General features: G+C 55.5%; 12 protein-coding genes and 2 tRNA genes. 9 read left to right on the top strand and 5 right to left on the bottom strand.

Annotated elements, in window-relative coordinates; genetic code table 11:
• Nucleotides 1-66 precede the first annotated feature (66 nt).
• Nucleotides 67-1,953, bottom strand: a complete 1,887-nt coding sequence (locus ACZ5FM_RS14290; protein WP_464039020.1) for an MFS transporter — start codon at nucleotides 1,951-1,953, stop codon at nucleotides 67-69.
• Between the two features lie 498 nt (nucleotides 1,954-2,451).
• Between ACZ5FM_RS14290 and ACZ5FM_RS14285 the strand changes: the two genes are divergently transcribed.
• Together ACZ5FM_RS14285 and ACZ5FM_RS14280 are read left to right on the top strand one after the other, a co-directional pair.
• Nucleotides 2,452-3,486, top strand: coding sequence for an aspartate-semialdehyde dehydrogenase (locus ACZ5FM_RS14285; RefSeq protein ID WP_192491467.1), 1,035 nt, complete (start codon nucleotides 2,452-2,454; stop codon nucleotides 3,484-3,486).
• 196 nt (nucleotides 3,487-3,682) lie between these two features.
• On the top strand, nucleotides 3,683-4,498 hold the full coding sequence (locus ACZ5FM_RS14280) for a lytic murein transglycosylase (RefSeq protein ID WP_464039019.1): 816 nt from the start codon (nucleotides 3,683-3,685) through the stop codon (nucleotides 4,496-4,498).
• A 26-nt stretch (nucleotides 4,499-4,524) separates the two neighbouring features.
• On the opposite strand, the gene ACZ5FM_RS14275 is transcribed toward ACZ5FM_RS14280, so the two are convergent.
• Both ACZ5FM_RS14275 and pdxY read right to left on the bottom strand, forming a co-directional pair.
• The gene (locus ACZ5FM_RS14275) at nucleotides 4,525-5,166 is read right to left on the bottom strand and encodes a carbonic anhydrase (protein ID WP_192491465.1); all 642 of its coding nucleotides are present in this window, start codon (nucleotides 5,164-5,166) and stop codon (nucleotides 4,525-4,527) included.
• Between the two features lie 161 nt (nucleotides 5,167-5,327).
• On the bottom strand, nucleotides 5,328-6,203 hold the full coding sequence (pdxY, locus tag ACZ5FM_RS14270) for a pyridoxal kinase PdxY (protein ID WP_464039018.1): 876 nt from the start codon (nucleotides 6,201-6,203) through the stop codon (nucleotides 5,328-5,330).
• A gap of 213 nt (nucleotides 6,204-6,416) precedes the next feature.
• Here pdxY and ACZ5FM_RS14265 point away from each other — a divergent pair, with 213 nt between their 5' ends.
• From ACZ5FM_RS14265 to ACZ5FM_RS14255, 3 genes are all read left to right on the top strand, one after another.
• A complete protein-coding gene (locus ACZ5FM_RS14265; RefSeq protein ID WP_464039017.1) occupies nucleotides 6,417-7,850 on the top strand; it encodes a M20 family metallopeptidase in 1,434 nt (477 codons plus the stop codon).
• A 96-nt stretch (nucleotides 7,851-7,946) separates the two neighbouring features.
• Nucleotides 7,947-9,407 carry a phospholipase D-like domain-containing protein gene (locus tag ACZ5FM_RS14260; protein WP_464039016.1) on the top strand — a complete coding sequence of 487 codons (1,461 nt, stop codon included), beginning with the start codon at nucleotides 7,947-7,949 and terminating at the stop codon, nucleotides 9,405-9,407.
• Nucleotides 9,408-9,478: 71 nt separating this feature from the next.
• On the top strand, nucleotides 9,479-10,261 hold the full coding sequence (locus ACZ5FM_RS14255; RefSeq protein ID WP_250985629.1) for an endonuclease/exonuclease/phosphatase family protein: 783 nt from the start codon (nucleotides 9,479-9,481) through the stop codon (nucleotides 10,259-10,261).
• A gap of 60 nt (nucleotides 10,262-10,321) precedes the next feature.
• Here ACZ5FM_RS14255 and ACZ5FM_RS14250 read toward each other — a convergent pair.
• Nucleotides 10,322-10,396, bottom strand: a tRNA-Gly gene (locus ACZ5FM_RS14250).
• A gap of 243 nt (nucleotides 10,397-10,639) precedes the next feature.
• Nucleotides 10,640-10,714, bottom strand: a tRNA-Gly gene (locus tag ACZ5FM_RS14245).
• Nucleotides 10,715-10,975: 261 nt separating this feature from the next.
• On the opposite strand from ACZ5FM_RS14245, the gene ACZ5FM_RS14240 reads away from it, so the two are divergent.
• The 4 genes from ACZ5FM_RS14240 to ACZ5FM_RS14225 all read left to right on the top strand — a co-directional run bounded on the left by ACZ5FM_RS14240 (nucleotide 10,976) and on the right by ACZ5FM_RS14225 (nucleotide 13,513).
• Nucleotides 10,976-11,485 carry a prolyl-tRNA synthetase associated domain-containing protein gene (locus ACZ5FM_RS14240; protein WP_464039015.1) on the top strand — a complete coding sequence of 170 codons (510 nt, stop codon included), beginning with the start codon at nucleotides 10,976-10,978 and terminating at the stop codon, nucleotides 11,483-11,485.
• A gap of 76 nt (nucleotides 11,486-11,561) precedes the next feature.
• Nucleotides 11,562-12,530 carry a thioredoxin gene (trxA, locus tag ACZ5FM_RS14235; protein ID WP_259149379.1) on the top strand — a complete coding sequence of 323 codons (969 nt, stop codon included), beginning with the start codon at nucleotides 11,562-11,564 and terminating at the stop codon, nucleotides 12,528-12,530.
• 107 nt (nucleotides 12,531-12,637) lie between these two features.
• Nucleotides 12,638-13,312: an LON peptidase substrate-binding domain-containing protein gene (locus ACZ5FM_RS14230; RefSeq protein WP_259149377.1), complete on the top strand. Its 675-nt coding sequence runs from the start codon at nucleotides 12,638-12,640 to the stop codon at nucleotides 13,310-13,312.
• A 12-nt stretch (nucleotides 13,313-13,324) separates the two neighbouring features.
• Nucleotides 13,325-13,513: a Trm112 family protein gene (locus ACZ5FM_RS14225; RefSeq protein WP_192491458.1), complete on the top strand. Its 189-nt coding sequence runs from the start codon at nucleotides 13,325-13,327 to the stop codon at nucleotides 13,511-13,513.
• Nucleotides 13,514-13,620 lie beyond the last annotated feature (107 nt).

Genomic DNA, 13,620 nt, shown 5'->3' with positions numbered 1-13,620 from the left:
AACATAAGGGCAGATATAAAAAACCCGGCGTTTTGTGCCGGGTTTTCTTTTGGTCGTGTAAGGTGATCAATCCATCGCGTGGATATCGCGGTCCTTGGTTTCAGGCAGGAACAGCAGGCCGATGACCAGCGTGATCCCTGCAAAGATGATCGGGTACCAGAGGCCATAATAGATATCGCCCTTGGCCGCGCTCATCGCGAAAGCCGTTGCCGGAAGCAGACCCCCAAACCAACCGTTACCAATATGGTATGGCAGCGACATGCCGGTGTAACGAATGCGGGTCGGGAACAGTTCGACCAGCAAAGCGGCAATCGGGCCGTAGACCATGGTCACATAGATCACCAGAACCGTCAGTACAGCGATAATGACTGTCCAGTTCACCGCGGCCGGATCGGACACCATGGTGAAGCCACCACCACCGGCAATGGTGTAAACCGCCATTTCCGATGCGCCGTTCAGTTCCGCCGTCGTTGCCAGCTTGTCAGCCACCAGCTTGTCGGCCGGGACCGCGGCCTTTTCGCCAGCGCGAACCGCTTCTGCATTGAGATTGAGTTCCGGGTTGGCTGCAATGAAGGCATCCAGCTTGGCATCCGCCACCTTTGCAGGGCCGCGGACCAGCGGGTAACCACCATCGTGAAGGGCAATGTTGACCTGCTTCTGGAAGGTGTTGCTCAGTGCCGTTGCCTGATCGCCCGCTGCAACAGCGTCATAGCTGTTGATGGTGGCGCCACCGACGGCAACCGTTGCTGGAGTACCGGCCGGAGCTGTCATCACAACATCATAAGGTACGGAGTTGCGTGTCAGGAACGCCGTTGCGATATCACATGAGGTGGTGAATTTGGCAGTACCGGTTGGGTTGAACTGGAATTTGCAGTCGCCCGGTGCGGCAGTCACCGTTGCACGAACATCCTGCTGCGCCTGTGCCAATGCCGGGTTGCCGGCCCATGTCAGGGTTTTAAACAGCGGGAAATAAGTCAGCATCGCCAGCAGAAGGCCAGCCATGATGATCGGCTTGCGGCCGATCTTGTCGGACAGCCAACCGAACAGTACGAAGAAGCCGGTGCCGAGGATCAGCGCGCAGGCGACCATGATGTTCGCCGATTGCCCATCAACCTTCAAAATGCTCTGAAGGAAGAATAGCGCGTAGAACTGGCCTGTGTACCAGACCACAGCCTGACCGATAACTGCACCGATCAGCGCCAGAATGGCAATCTTGGCGTTCTTCCACTGACCAAAAGCTTCCGTCAACGGTGCCTTGGACTGCTTGCCTTCGTCCTTCATTTTTTTAAAGGCGGGGGATTCGTTCATTTTCATACGAATCCAGACCGAAACACCCAGAAGTGCGACGGACAGAAGGAACGGAATGCGCCAGCCCCAGGCAGCAAAGGCTTCCTTGCCAACGGCAAACTGCACGCCAAGAATGACGACCAACGACAGGAACAGACCAAGCGTCGCTGTTGTCTGGATCCATGAGGTGAAGTAACCGCGACGTCCGTTAGGAGCGTGTTCGGCCACATAGGTGGCAGCACCGCCGTATTCACCGCCCAGTGCCAGGCCTTGCAGCATGCGCAGGATGATCAGGATGATTGGAGCGGCGATACCGATGGTGTCCGCACCCGGCAGAACACCAACGAGGAACGTGGAAACGCCCATGATGAGGATGGTGACGAGGAAGGTGTATTTACGACCGACCAGATCGCCGAGGCGGCCAAACACCAGCGCGCCGAACGGGCGAACGAGGAAGCCAGCGGCAAAGGCAAGAAGCGCGAAGATATTGCGCGTCGTTTCCGGATACTGGCTGAAGAAGGTCGCGCCGATATAGATGGCCAGCGAACCGTAAAGGTAGAAGTCGTACCACTCAAAAACTGTTCCGAGGGAAGAGGCGAAAATCACCTTCTTCTCCTCTCCCGTCATTGGACGGGACGAGCCGCTTACGGCTGCTGCGTTTGCCATTTTCTGTCCTCCACAGATGTAAAATGGTCGCATCGCGTGAACCCAACTCTCCTCCGGGTTGCCTGAAAAGGCACGATGCACCAGTGAATAGATTGACAGAAAATTAACGAGAGGAAGAGCGATGCTTTCGCATTATGACTTTAGTCTAATTTGCTTGTGCAAAGTGCCGCAGCTTTTGCCTGATGACAGGCGTTTCGCGACCAGTTTTCAGCCGATACAGCCTTGACAGAACCGCTAAACCATCTAATAGCTTGCCTCGAAAGGGAGAGCGACCTTGCATTTGAATGTCTGTGACATTGCTGCATGCAACAGACCGGCTGATGAAGCCGGGGCTTTACCACGCTTTTCTTATTCTATCCGAATTATGGCCAAAACGACGATTAAAACCGTCTAACGTCTCTGGCCACCGCTCTCTCCCCGGTTTGGCTGGGGAACAGGAAATCGCAGCAATGCGGTTCCCCCTCACCAAAAAGAGGAGAGAAGAAAGAGAGCTTGATTATGGGTTTCAAAGTTGCAATCGCAGGCGCCACCGGTAATGTCGGTCGCGAGATGCTCAATATCCTCGCAGAACGCGGGTTTCCAGCAGATGAAGTTGTGGCGCTGGCGTCGGCACGCAGCCAGGGTACCGAAGTTTCCTACGGTGACCGTACGCTGAAGGTTTCCAATCTCGAAAATTACGATTTCTCCGACACCGATATCTGCCTGATGTCGGCGGGTGGCGATATTTCCAAGAAGTGGTCTCCGAAGATCGGCGCACAGGGTTGCGTTGTCATCGATAACTCTTCCGCATGGCGCTATGATCAGGAAGTTCCGTTGATCGTGCCGGAAGTAAACCCGGATGCCATCAATACTTTTGGCAAGAAGAACATCATCGCCAACCCAAATTGCTCGACAGCGCAGCTCGTTGTCGCGCTGAAGCCGCTGCATGACTTTGCCAAGATCAAGCGTGTTGTCGTGTCCACTTATCAGTCCGTTTCCGGCGCTGGCAAGGAAGGCATGGACGAGCTGTTCACGCAGACCCGCGCAGTGTTCGTGGCTGACCCGGTCGAGAACAAGAAGTTCACCAAGCGTATCGCCTTCAACGTGATCCCGCACATCGACGTGTTCATGGAAGACGGTTACACGAAGGAAGAGTGGAAGGTTCTTGCTGAAACCAAGAAGATGCTTGATCCAAAGATCAAGGTCACTTGCACCGCTGTTCGCGTTCCTGTGTTCATCGGTCACTCGGAATCCGTCAACATCGAGTTCGAAAACGAGATCACTGCCGATCAGGCTCGTGACATCCTGCGCGAAGCGCCAGGTTGCCTCGTCATCGACAAGCATGAAGACGGCGGCTACATCACGCCTGTTGAAAGTGCTGGTGAAGATGCGACCTACATCTCGCGTATCCGTGAAGACGCAACGGTTGAAAACGGCCTGAACATCTGGGTTGTTTCCGACAACCTGCGTAAGGGTGCAGCCCTTAACGCAATCCAGATTGCCGAGCTTCTGGTCAACCGTGGCCTTATCAAGCCACGCAAAGCTGCTGCTTGATACTTTTTCGTAAGAAACGTTGAATATAACCCGCCTGTTCAGTTAAGAAGAGGCGGGTTTTAAATTAGCCGCATCACGGCCAGTTTATTTGCCGCTTCTTCCATGAGCAGGCATTTTACAATTTATACGCGGCAACAAGGCCGTGCGCTGTCAGGGGCGAAGCTCCCCTGAAGTAACAATCGAGGACGAATTTCTGATGCGGGCAATGAAGGTACTTTCCCTTGGTGTGGCGATGTTTGCCGGTTTGGTGGCTGCGCCTGTAATGGCTGCGCAATGTGGCAATACGTCTGCTGGTTTTTCGCAGTGGGTTGATGCCTTCAAGAATGAAGCCGCTGCCAAGGGTGTCAGCAAATCGGTTCTTGACCGCGCTTTTGCCAATGTGACCTACAATACCGCTACCATTCGCGCCGACCGTGGCCAGCACAGCTTCAAGCTGTCCTTCGACCAGTTCATGCAGAAACGTGGTGGCGCAACGATCATTTCCCGTGGCAAGACCATGAAGCGCAACAATGCCGCGCTGTTTGCGCAGCTTGAAAAGACTTACGGCGTTCCTGCTGGCCCGCTGATTGCAATCTGGGGCATGGAAACCGGTTTTGGCAGCTTCATGGGCAACCAGCACACGCTGTCTGCTGTTGCGACCCTGTCTTATGACTGCCGTCGTTCTGAATATTTCACAGAGCAGCTTTATGCGGCTCTGCAGCTCGTCGGCAAGGGCTCACTGTCGACCAGCGCTAAGGGTGCAGCACACGGCGAAATTGGCCAGACGCAGTTCTTGCCGCTGAACGTGGTTCGTTACGGCGTTGATGCTGACCGTGACGGTCGCGTTGATCTGGTTGGTTCGCGCGCCGATGCACTTGCCTCGACGGCAAACTTCCTCAAGGGTCACGGTTGGGTTCGTGGTGCTGGTTATCAGCCCGGTCAGCCGAGCTATGCTGCCATTCAGGGCTGGAATGCTGCAAGCGTTTACCAGCAGGCAATTGCCCATATCGGTCAGGCGATCGACGGCCAGTAAGTCTGGCCGTCACCACTTCAATTCAATCACACATCCGGGCGGCGAAAGTCGCCCGTTTTGCTGTCCATGATCCACAGTTCACCGGTCGAGATGTCGAACCATGCGCCGTGAATTTTCGTTTTGCCAGCTTCGACCTGGGTTTTCAGGAACGGGAAGGTCATGAGGTTGTTGATGGAGTTGCGGATTGAGACGCGCTCAAGTGCGGTCTGGCGCTCGCCAGCCGTCATGATGTCGTTGCTCTGGATTTGCTCGGCAGCGGGTTTCACAAGGCCCATCCAGCGGCCGATGAAGTCGCCGGGCGACAAGGGCGCCAGATTGGGGTCGAGAGCTGCCTGGATGCCGCCGCAGCGGCCGTGGCCCATCACAACAATGTCCTTCACCTTCAAGACCTGAACGGCATATTCGATGGCCGAGGATGTGCCGTGGTACTGGCCGTCGGGCTCAAATGGCGGAACCATGTTAGCGACGTTGCGCATCACGAACAGTTCTCCCGGACCGCAATCGAAAATCGTTTCGGGCGCAGCGCGGGAGTCGCAACAGGCGATAAAGAGTGTTTGAGGTTTTTGACCGGTTTCAGCCAGGGCGCGATAACGTTCGCTTTCATCCTTGTAGCGACCGCTCATGAAGTTTCTGTAGCCAGACAGAAGAGATGGGGGGAAATTCTGCATGGGTTCGAATTATCCTTCCTTTGACTGAATATCAATCAGTTGGTGAGGTCTGTCCCGAAGCAGCAAGGGACAGGCCCGATTGCGGAAAATGCGCATGGTTTTGTATTTTCGCATTTTCTGAATGAGCTCGATCTACACCTTTTTGGCAGATCGAGTAGCTGTTATTTTTGTTTCACCCGGCTGGGATGCATCAGGTGGCGCATCTGTACCATGGCCATTGGCGTAGAAAGACTTGAGGCGTCGGTTTCCAGCGTCAGCTCATTCATGCCACGTTTCATGGTGCGTGCCAGTATTTCAAAAACGCTGGCCGTTGCCAGTTGCAGGGCCTTCTCATCGCTCATGCCTTGCAGCACCCGCGCCAGAAACAGTGCGCCCAGCAAATCGCCCAGGCCGTTTGGCACATTGTCGATCGAACGGTGTTCAGCCAGCAAGGCGGCTTTACCGCTGAGGAACAGATTGCCGATACCGCCTGCCATCATCGGCACTGCCGAAGTAACCAGCATGCGTGCAGGACCAAGCGCCAGAGCCGCATCCATGATGGTGGCATTGGTTTCAAGGTCTGCACCACTCATCCACGCAAGTTCATAACGGTTTGGTGTGGCAATCGAGGCAAGTGGAATAAGCTCGTCCAGAATGGCCTGCGCGGTTTCCAGTGGCACATAAAGCCCGCCCTTGTCGCCCATGACCGGGTCGCAGGCGTAAATCAGGTCCGGGTTCTTTTCCCGCAGCGTTTTTATCAGGCGCGCAACGGCTCTCACCTGCGCAGCGCTGCCGAAATAGCCCGTCAGTACAGCTTTGACTTCACCGGTCCATGGCGCATTGGCCAGATCGTCCATCGCCTTTTCAAAATCCGCGTCGGGAAAACGCAGCCGGGTGGACGGTCCCTGACCGGGATGCCATGGCATGACAATTGTGGGAACGGACCAAACGGGAAACCCCAGTGTTTCAAGGGCAAATGCCGCGGCGCGGTTGCCGACGGAACCGCGCATGACCTGGCTGGATATGGCGATGACGCTGCCGTTTACGGTTTCAGACATGACACTCACATTCCAATCTAAGCCCGGGAGCGGCGATGGTGCGCCACTTCTGTCAGGCTTTAGCATTCATTGCCGCCTCTCATGGCATAGCAATTTATTATATTCCACCGTTGTTTACGCATGGCTGGCCTGAAGCGACACTTTTCATTTTACCATGAAAAGCTATGGTCACGCCCAGCACCTATTCCGGGACTGTCACGAAAGTATTTCAGCATGACAAAGCAAGATTCCAACCGTCCACGCATCTGGCAGATTGTGGAGGATAAAAAGCAGGACTTCATAGAGCTTAGCGACACCGTATGGGGAACACCCGAGACCTGTTACATGGAGACGGCATCGGCCGCCGCACACCGCAGCATGCTGGAAAAACAGGGCTTCAACGTCACGGCCGATCTGGCGGGTATTCCAACCGCCCTGATGGGCGAAGCGGGAAAAGGTGGCCCGGTCATTGCGTTTCTGGGTGAATATGATGCGCTGGCCGGTTTGAGCCAGAAGGCGGGCGCCACCAACCACGATCCTGAAACCGAAGGTGCCAATGGCCATGGTTGCGGCCACAATTTGCTTGGATCGGCGTCCTTGCTGGCGGCGACTGCGTTGAAGGACTGGCTGGCGGAAACAGGTATTGCCGGCCGCGTGCGTTACTATGGTTGCCCGGCAGAAGAAGGTGGCGCGGCAAAGGCCTTTATGGTGCGGGCCGGTGTGTTTGATGATGTCGATGTTGCCATCTGCTGGCATCCCAGTGATTTCGCGGGGGTCCAGCGCAGCACGACACTGGCGAATTCCCGCGTCGACTTTACCTTTAAGGGGCGTGCTGCACATGCTAGCGCGAACCCACATCTGGGACGCAGCGCGCTTGATGCGGTGGAATTGATGAATGTCGGGGTCAATTACCTGCGCGAACATATGCCGTCTGACTGCCGCATCCATTACGCAGTGCTGGATACGGGCGGCATTTCCCCCAATGTCGTGCAGGCACGCGCCAAGGTGCGCTATGTGGTGCGTGCGCCGGAACTCGACGGTATGCTGTCACTGATCGAGCGTGTCAAAAATGTTGCCAAAGGCGCAACGCTGATGACGGAGACCTCGGTCGAGAGCCGGGTGATCAGTGCCGTTTCCAATCTTTTGCCCAACACGCCACTAATGGATGTCATGCAGGATACCTGGGAGCAGCTGGGCGTGCCTGAGTTTGATGAGCAGGACCGCGCCTTTGCCACGGAAATCCGCAAGGCGCTGTCACCCGACGATATTGCAGCGACCTGGCGCGCATTCAGCTTGCCGGAGCGGGATATTCCGCTGACGGATTTTGTCGTGCCTTCGCATGATCGCGCGACATTGAGCACCGGCTCGACCGATGTAGGCGATGTCAGCTGGGTAGTACCAACCGTGCAAGCGGATGGTCCAACCTGCGCCATCGGCACACAGTTTCACACCTGGCAACTTGTCGCGCAGGGCAAGAGCCCGGCGGCCCACAAGGGCATGGTGGCCGTGGCTAAGGTCATGGCGGCTACAGGACTGGCGGCTCTGGAAAGTGAACAGTTGCGTGAGGCTGCGCGGGCTGATCTGGTCAGGCGCCGTAAAGGCAAGCCCTATATCAGCCCTCTGCCTGAAGGGTCTGAGCCGCCGATTCGCGAAATGTCATCGCGCTAAACTACCCTGAAAGACGGGCGACGGATTTCCGGCGATAGTACAGCCTTTGATTGCGGCACGCATTGCGTGCCGCAACAACCGTATTATATTCAATGAATGCTCGATCTGTTCGTGACCTATTGGCCGCATATTCTTGCCGTTCTTTCCGTGGTCCTGGGAACGATCGCTGCCGTCCACGCCACGATGACCAAAGAAGAGGTTCGCTCCGCCGTCGGCTGGGTCGGTGTGATCGTGCTGTCACCTATCGTTGGTGCGGTCATCTATTTTATTGTCGGCATCAACCGCATAAGGCGCAGCTCCATCATTCAGCACCGCTCCCTGGTGCAGGGCGGTATAATGGACCGCGTTGTGCAATATGACGTCGATGGCGAGACTGTCACCCGGCTGTTTGGACGTCGTTTTGCGGCAATGAAGACGCTGGCCGACCGCGTGACCCGCCATGCGATGACGTCCGGCAACAGCATAACGCCGCTGGAAACTGGTGACGCGGCCTACAAGGCGATGCTGGATGCCATCCATGCCGCGCAACGCAGCGTCATTCTGGAAACCTATATTTTCGACCATGACCGTATTGGCCTGCGGTTTGTCGAGGCGCTGTCACAGGCAAAAAAACGCGGCGTTGAGGTGCGGGTGCTGGTGGATGCCGTGGGTGCCCGTTATTCCGTGCCAAGTATCGTCGGTCATCTGCAGCGAGAGGGTGTTATCACTGACGTGTTCAACGGTCAGGTGGTGATGGGATTGAGGCTGCCCTATGCCAATCTGCGCACGCACCGCAAGATCCTGGTTGTCGATGGGCAGTTCTGTTTTACCGGCGGCATGAACATACGAGAAGGTTTCACCGGAGAATTTGCCGGCAAGGATTTCGCGCTCGACACACATTTCATGGTAACGGGACCAATCGTCGCCGACCTGTTTACCATTGCTGCCGAGGACTGGCGTTTTACCACTGACGAGCTTCTCGACGGCCCTGTGTGGGATATCGTGCTGCCGGATGCCGAACCGGGCTCTCCGTTGATGGCGCGTATTGCGTCATCGGGTCCGGATAAAAGTATCGAAACCAGCCACAAGATGCTGATGGGGGCGTTCTCAGTCGCACGTTCCTCTATCCTGATCATGTCGCCCTATTTCCTGCCTGACCGTGAATTGATCTCGTCGATCATCACGGCGGCACGCCGCGGCGTGCAGGTGGATGTTATTGTGCCGGCCAGCAATAATCTCAAGCTGGTGGACCACGCCATGACGGCGCAGTTTGACCAGCTTTTAAGGAACTATTGCCGTATCTGGCGCGCCGAAGGTGCCTTCAACCACTCCAAGCTGATGGTGATTGACGACCGCTGGTCCTATGTCGGTTCTTCGAACCTTGACCCGCGCTCGCTGCGGTTGAATTTTGAGATCGATATCGAAGTGCTGGATGAAGCCTTCGCCCGCCAGATCGCTGAACGCATGGAGACGGCTCGCCAGAACGCAACCGCGGTCAGCCTTGATGCGTTACGTGCACGTCCGTTTCTGGTCCGCTTTACCGAGCGGGTTCTGTGGCTGGCCTCACCTTATCTGTAATTGCGGGAGAATGGCATTTCGTGAATCGTATCAGGGAAAAGACCAAGACGGAGAGCCTGCAAGCCGCACTAATGGCATCCATCAAGAATCGGCGACGCCGTCAGGAGCATGGCGTGTTGATGGACACGTCACAGCCGGTGATTGCCTCTTATAATGTTCATAAATGCGTTGGCCGGGACGGCCGTTTTGATCCTGAGCGAACCAGTCGCGTCATTCAGGAAATCGGAGCCGACATTATTGCCCTGCAAGAAGCCGATACCCGCTTCGGCGAACGACGTGGCCTGCTCGATCTGGCGAGGCTGGAGCGCGAAAATGGCTTGGTCGCCGTGCCCATTGCACCGGCAGGCAAGGCGCATGGCTGGCACGGTAACGTGCTGCTGTTCAAGGAAGGCAAAGTCCGGGATGTGCACACAGTAAAACTGCCCGGTCTTGAGCCACGCGGTGCGCTGGTCACTGAACTTGAATTGAAGCGTGGTGGCGCGCTACGGGTGATTGCTGCGCATTTCGGGCTTTTGCGCCATTCGAGAGCGCAACAGGCGAGGGCATTGCTGGAGCTTTTGGGCGAACGTGAGGGCCTGCCAACCATTCTGATGGGCGATCTTAATGAGTGGCGGCTTGGAAAGGGATCGTCACTCAATACATTTCGTGATGCATTTGGTTTTCTGCCGCCAGCGGTGCCGAGCTTTCCTTCCAACCTGCCGGTCTTGGCACTGGATCGAATCATCGCCAACCGCAAAGAATTAATTGGTTCGGTGACTGTGCATGATTCGGCGCTGGCACGCGTCGCCTCTGACCACCTGCCGCTGAAGGCGCATATTCAGTGGGACGGTGTTAAGGAAACTGACAAACCATAGGCCAGAAATGCAAAAACCGCCTTTCGGCGGTTTTGAGAATTTATCTCCTTTTGGGAGATTTGGAGCGGGCGAAGGGATTTGAACCCTCGACCCCAACCTTGGCAAGGTTGTGCTCTACCCCTGAGCTACACCCGCTCAAAAATCCAAGGCCCCGGGGTAGTTCGCTGAGCCGTGGGTCGCTGCGTTGCGGCGACGACGGCTATATCGCTCAATCGAATTTCAAATGCAATACTCAATACATTTCGTGATGCATTTAGTTTTCTGCTGTTGAAGGCGCATATTCAGTGGGAAGGCGGCAAAGAAATTGAAAAACAATAGGCCTGAAATGCAAAAACCGCCTTGCGGCGGTTTTGAGCATTTATCTCTTTTTAGGAGATTTGGAGCGGGCGAAGGGATTTGAACCCTCGACCCCAACCTTGGCAAGGTTGTGCTCTACCCCTGAGCTACACCCGCTCAAAAATCCAAGGCCCGGGGTAGTCGCTGAGCCGTGGGTCGCTGCGTTGCGGCGACGGGGGCTATATCGCTCAATCGATTTTCAAATGCAACAGGGAAATGACAAAAAGAGCGAGAAAAAATGCATTCGTCATTCAAGTTATTGAAAGTAAATGGAAATTTTAGCGGTTTGTTTTGTGGATGCCATTGCGTGACTTGATTTTGCCGCTTAAAACCCTCTGACGGCTATTTCAGATCGAGTGACAGCAGAGAAGCGATGACATGACAAATCCGGCCCCTAAAACGCCAGAAGCCCTGTTCGAATTCTTCGATAATCTGGGCATTTCCCATAAGACAACGAGCCATGAACCGGTGTTTACCGTGGCCGAATCGCAGTCTTTGCGTGACCTCATTCCTGGTGGCCACACCAAAAATCTGTTCGTGAAGGACAAGAAGGACCAGTATTTTGTCCTGACCGTCGAAGAAAATGCGGTGGTTGATTTTAAGACTGTGCACAAGGCGATCGGTGCGGCGAGCAAGGTCTCTTTTGGCAAACCGGAAAAGATGCTGGAGTATCTGGGTGTGGTGCCGGGTTCGGTCACGGTGTTTGGTGCGATCAACGATACCGGTAATGCAGTGACCTTTGTGCTGGATGAAGCGCTGATGGAAAACGAGCTGATTAACGGCCATCCGCTTTCCAATGATGCAACCACAACTTTGACGTCCAAAGACGTGTTGCGTTTTCTCGAGGCGACCGGTCACACACCGCTTGTCTTGAAAGTGAGCGAGTGACATACGATCTTTGCCACGATAATGCTTTGGCGCACGACAGTGCAGCCTGTGCTGGCTTCAAGAACTGGAGACGACGATGAGCGGAATGGACAACCCCTATGGCGGTTCTTTTGGTGCGCAAATGAGCGCATCGGCCCAATATGGTGCCGCTAACGGTGCTGGTGAGGGCGGTTTCATCAAGGACACCACCACGGCAGGTTTTACCAAGGATGTGCTTGAAGAATCACGTCGCCAGCCTGTTCTGGTGGATTTCTGGGCGCCATGGTGTGGACCGTGCAAACAGCTAACACCGGTGCTGGAAAAGGTCATCAACGAATCGGCCGGCCGCGTGAAGCTGGTCAAGCTGAACATCGATGATCATCCGTCCATTCCTGGCCAGCTCGGCATTCAGTCCATACCGGCAATCGTCGCCTTTGCGGACGGTCGCCCGGTAGATGGCTTCATGGGTGCTGTGCCTGAAAGCCAGATCCGCGAGTTCATCGACAAGATTGCAGGACCGGCAGGCGATGACCCTGCAGCCGAGATTGACGCTGCACTGGCTGAAGCACGCCAGTTGTTGGCGGATGGTCAGTACGATCAGGCGGCCCAGCTTTTTGGCGCTGTGATGCAGGCTGCACCTGATAATGCCGGTGCGATCGCCGGTATCGCTGAGTGCATGATTGCGGTTGGCCAACAGGACCGCGCCAGCCAGTTGCTGTCGTCGCTGCCGCCGGAAATTGCCGAAGATGCAGGTATTCAGGCTGTTCAGAAAAAACTGGCGCAGTATGAAGAAGCCCGCAAGCTGGGCGATCCGACAGCGCTGGAACATGAGCTTGCACTGAACGTCGACAACCACGAAGCACGGGTGAAACTGGCAAAGATCCTCAATGTGCAGGGCAAGCGTGACGAGGCGGCAGATCACCTGCTGCTGGTGATGCGCAAGGACCGCACTTTTGATGATGATGGCGCGCGCCGTCTGCTGCTCGAGTTTTTCGATGCATGGGGCTTCAAGGACCCGGCAACGGTTGCAGCACGGCGTAAACTTTCTGCCGTTCTATTCTCCTGAACCGGGTCTGATCGCTGACAAAGGCTTGCGTTTTTGCGCAAAAACACCACATTTGGTGCTTTAGTGTATCTGGCCTGTTGTGGCTTTCACGCTGAGGGATGATCCTGATGCAAGTGGGAAATGCGAGATATGTGAAGGGCAGTGATCTGCCCGCCACCGTTCCGGTTTTTCCGTTGTCCGGCGCACTTTTGCTGCCCGGTGGCAATCTTCCGCTGAACATTTTCGAACCGCGTTATCTGACGATGTTTGATGCGGCGATGGCGGCGGAACGGTTGATCGGCATAGTGCAACCATCGCTGACAGAGGCGAATAATTACGATGTCAATACGCCCGTTTTAAGCCAGATCGGCTGCCTTGGCCGTATCACGTCGTTTACCGAAAGCGGTGACGGTCGTTATCTGGTGACCCTGACGGGCGTGTGCCGTTTCCGGCTGATCGACGAAGTGGCCTGCTCCAAACCCTACCGGGTTTTCAAACACGCGCCTTTGCTGACGGACCTCACCGGAGACGATGACGAGAGCGCCGTTGACCGGGATAGTTTGTTGCGAGTGTTTCGTGATTTTCTGGATGCCAACCAGTTGGAAGCCGACTGGGAAAGTGTCGAGCGGGCCGGAAATCGCATTCTGGTCAATTCCCTGTCGATGATGTCTCCTTTCGGGCCTGCGGAAAAGCAGGCACTGCTTGAGGCGCCGGATCTTCGTTCACGCGCGGAAACACTGATTGCGATTACCGAAATCGTACTGGCGCAGGGGCGCAGCGATGGCGGTAATGTTTTGCAATGAAGGTGATGTTGCATGCATGAAAAAATGAGCCGCGTTGACCCGAAGATGCTTGAGCTTCTGGTCTGCCCGCTGACCAAGGGCACGCTGTCCTATAGCCGCGAGAAAAACGAGCTGGTTTCCGAGAGCGGGCGCCTTGCCTATCCCATTCGCGACGGAATTCCGATCATGCTAGTTTCCGAAGCCCGCAAGCTGGAAGATTAGCCTTCCAGCTGCCGCATACGTCGTCATGTCGGCGTTATGGATTTCAGCCATAAATTCTGAGGCTTGTTTTGGCTGCGTTGACAAGCCAAAAGGAATTTGAACACAAT

Source organism: Agrobacterium sp. 5Ca50 (genome assembly GCF_055381905.1).
This window is presented reverse-complemented; position numbering and strand designations above follow the sequence as displayed.

Bases quoted from the DNA above. Each gene is read 5' to 3' on its own strand.
- ACZ5FM_RS14290 (WP_464039020.1), bottom strand. From the start codon at position 1,953: ATGGCAAACGCAGCAGCCGTAAGCGGCTCGTCCCGTCCAATGACGGGA.
- ACZ5FM_RS14285 (WP_192491467.1), top strand. From the start codon at position 2,452: ATGGGTTTCAAAGTTGCAATCGCAGGCGCCACCGGTAATGTCGGTCGC.
- ACZ5FM_RS14280 (WP_464039019.1), top strand. From the start codon at position 3,683: ATGCGGGCAATGAAGGTACTTTCCCTTGGTGTGGCGATGTTTGCCGGT.
- ACZ5FM_RS14275 (WP_192491465.1), bottom strand. From the start codon at position 5,166: ATGCAGAATTTCCCCCCATCTCTTCTGTCTGGCTACAGAAACTTCATG.
- pdxY (WP_464039018.1), bottom strand. From the start codon at position 6,203: ATGTCTGAAACCGTAAACGGCAGCGTCATCGCCATATCCAGCCAGGTC.
- ACZ5FM_RS14265 (WP_464039017.1), top strand. From the start codon at position 6,417: ATGACAAAGCAAGATTCCAACCGTCCACGCATCTGGCAGATTGTGGAG.
- ACZ5FM_RS14260 (WP_464039016.1), top strand. From the start codon at position 7,947: ATGCTCGATCTGTTCGTGACCTATTGGCCGCATATTCTTGCCGTTCTT.
- ACZ5FM_RS14255 (WP_250985629.1), top strand. From the start codon at position 9,479: ATGGCATCCATCAAGAATCGGCGACGCCGTCAGGAGCATGGCGTGTTG.
- ACZ5FM_RS14240 (WP_464039015.1), top strand. From the start codon at position 10,976: ATGACAAATCCGGCCCCTAAAACGCCAGAAGCCCTGTTCGAATTCTTC.
- trxA (WP_259149379.1), top strand. From the start codon at position 11,562: ATGAGCGGAATGGACAACCCCTATGGCGGTTCTTTTGGTGCGCAAATG.
- ACZ5FM_RS14230 (WP_259149377.1), top strand. From the start codon at position 12,638: ATGCAAGTGGGAAATGCGAGATATGTGAAGGGCAGTGATCTGCCCGCC.
- ACZ5FM_RS14225 (WP_192491458.1), top strand. From the start codon at position 13,325: ATGCATGAAAAAATGAGCCGCGTTGACCCGAAGATGCTTGAGCTTCTG.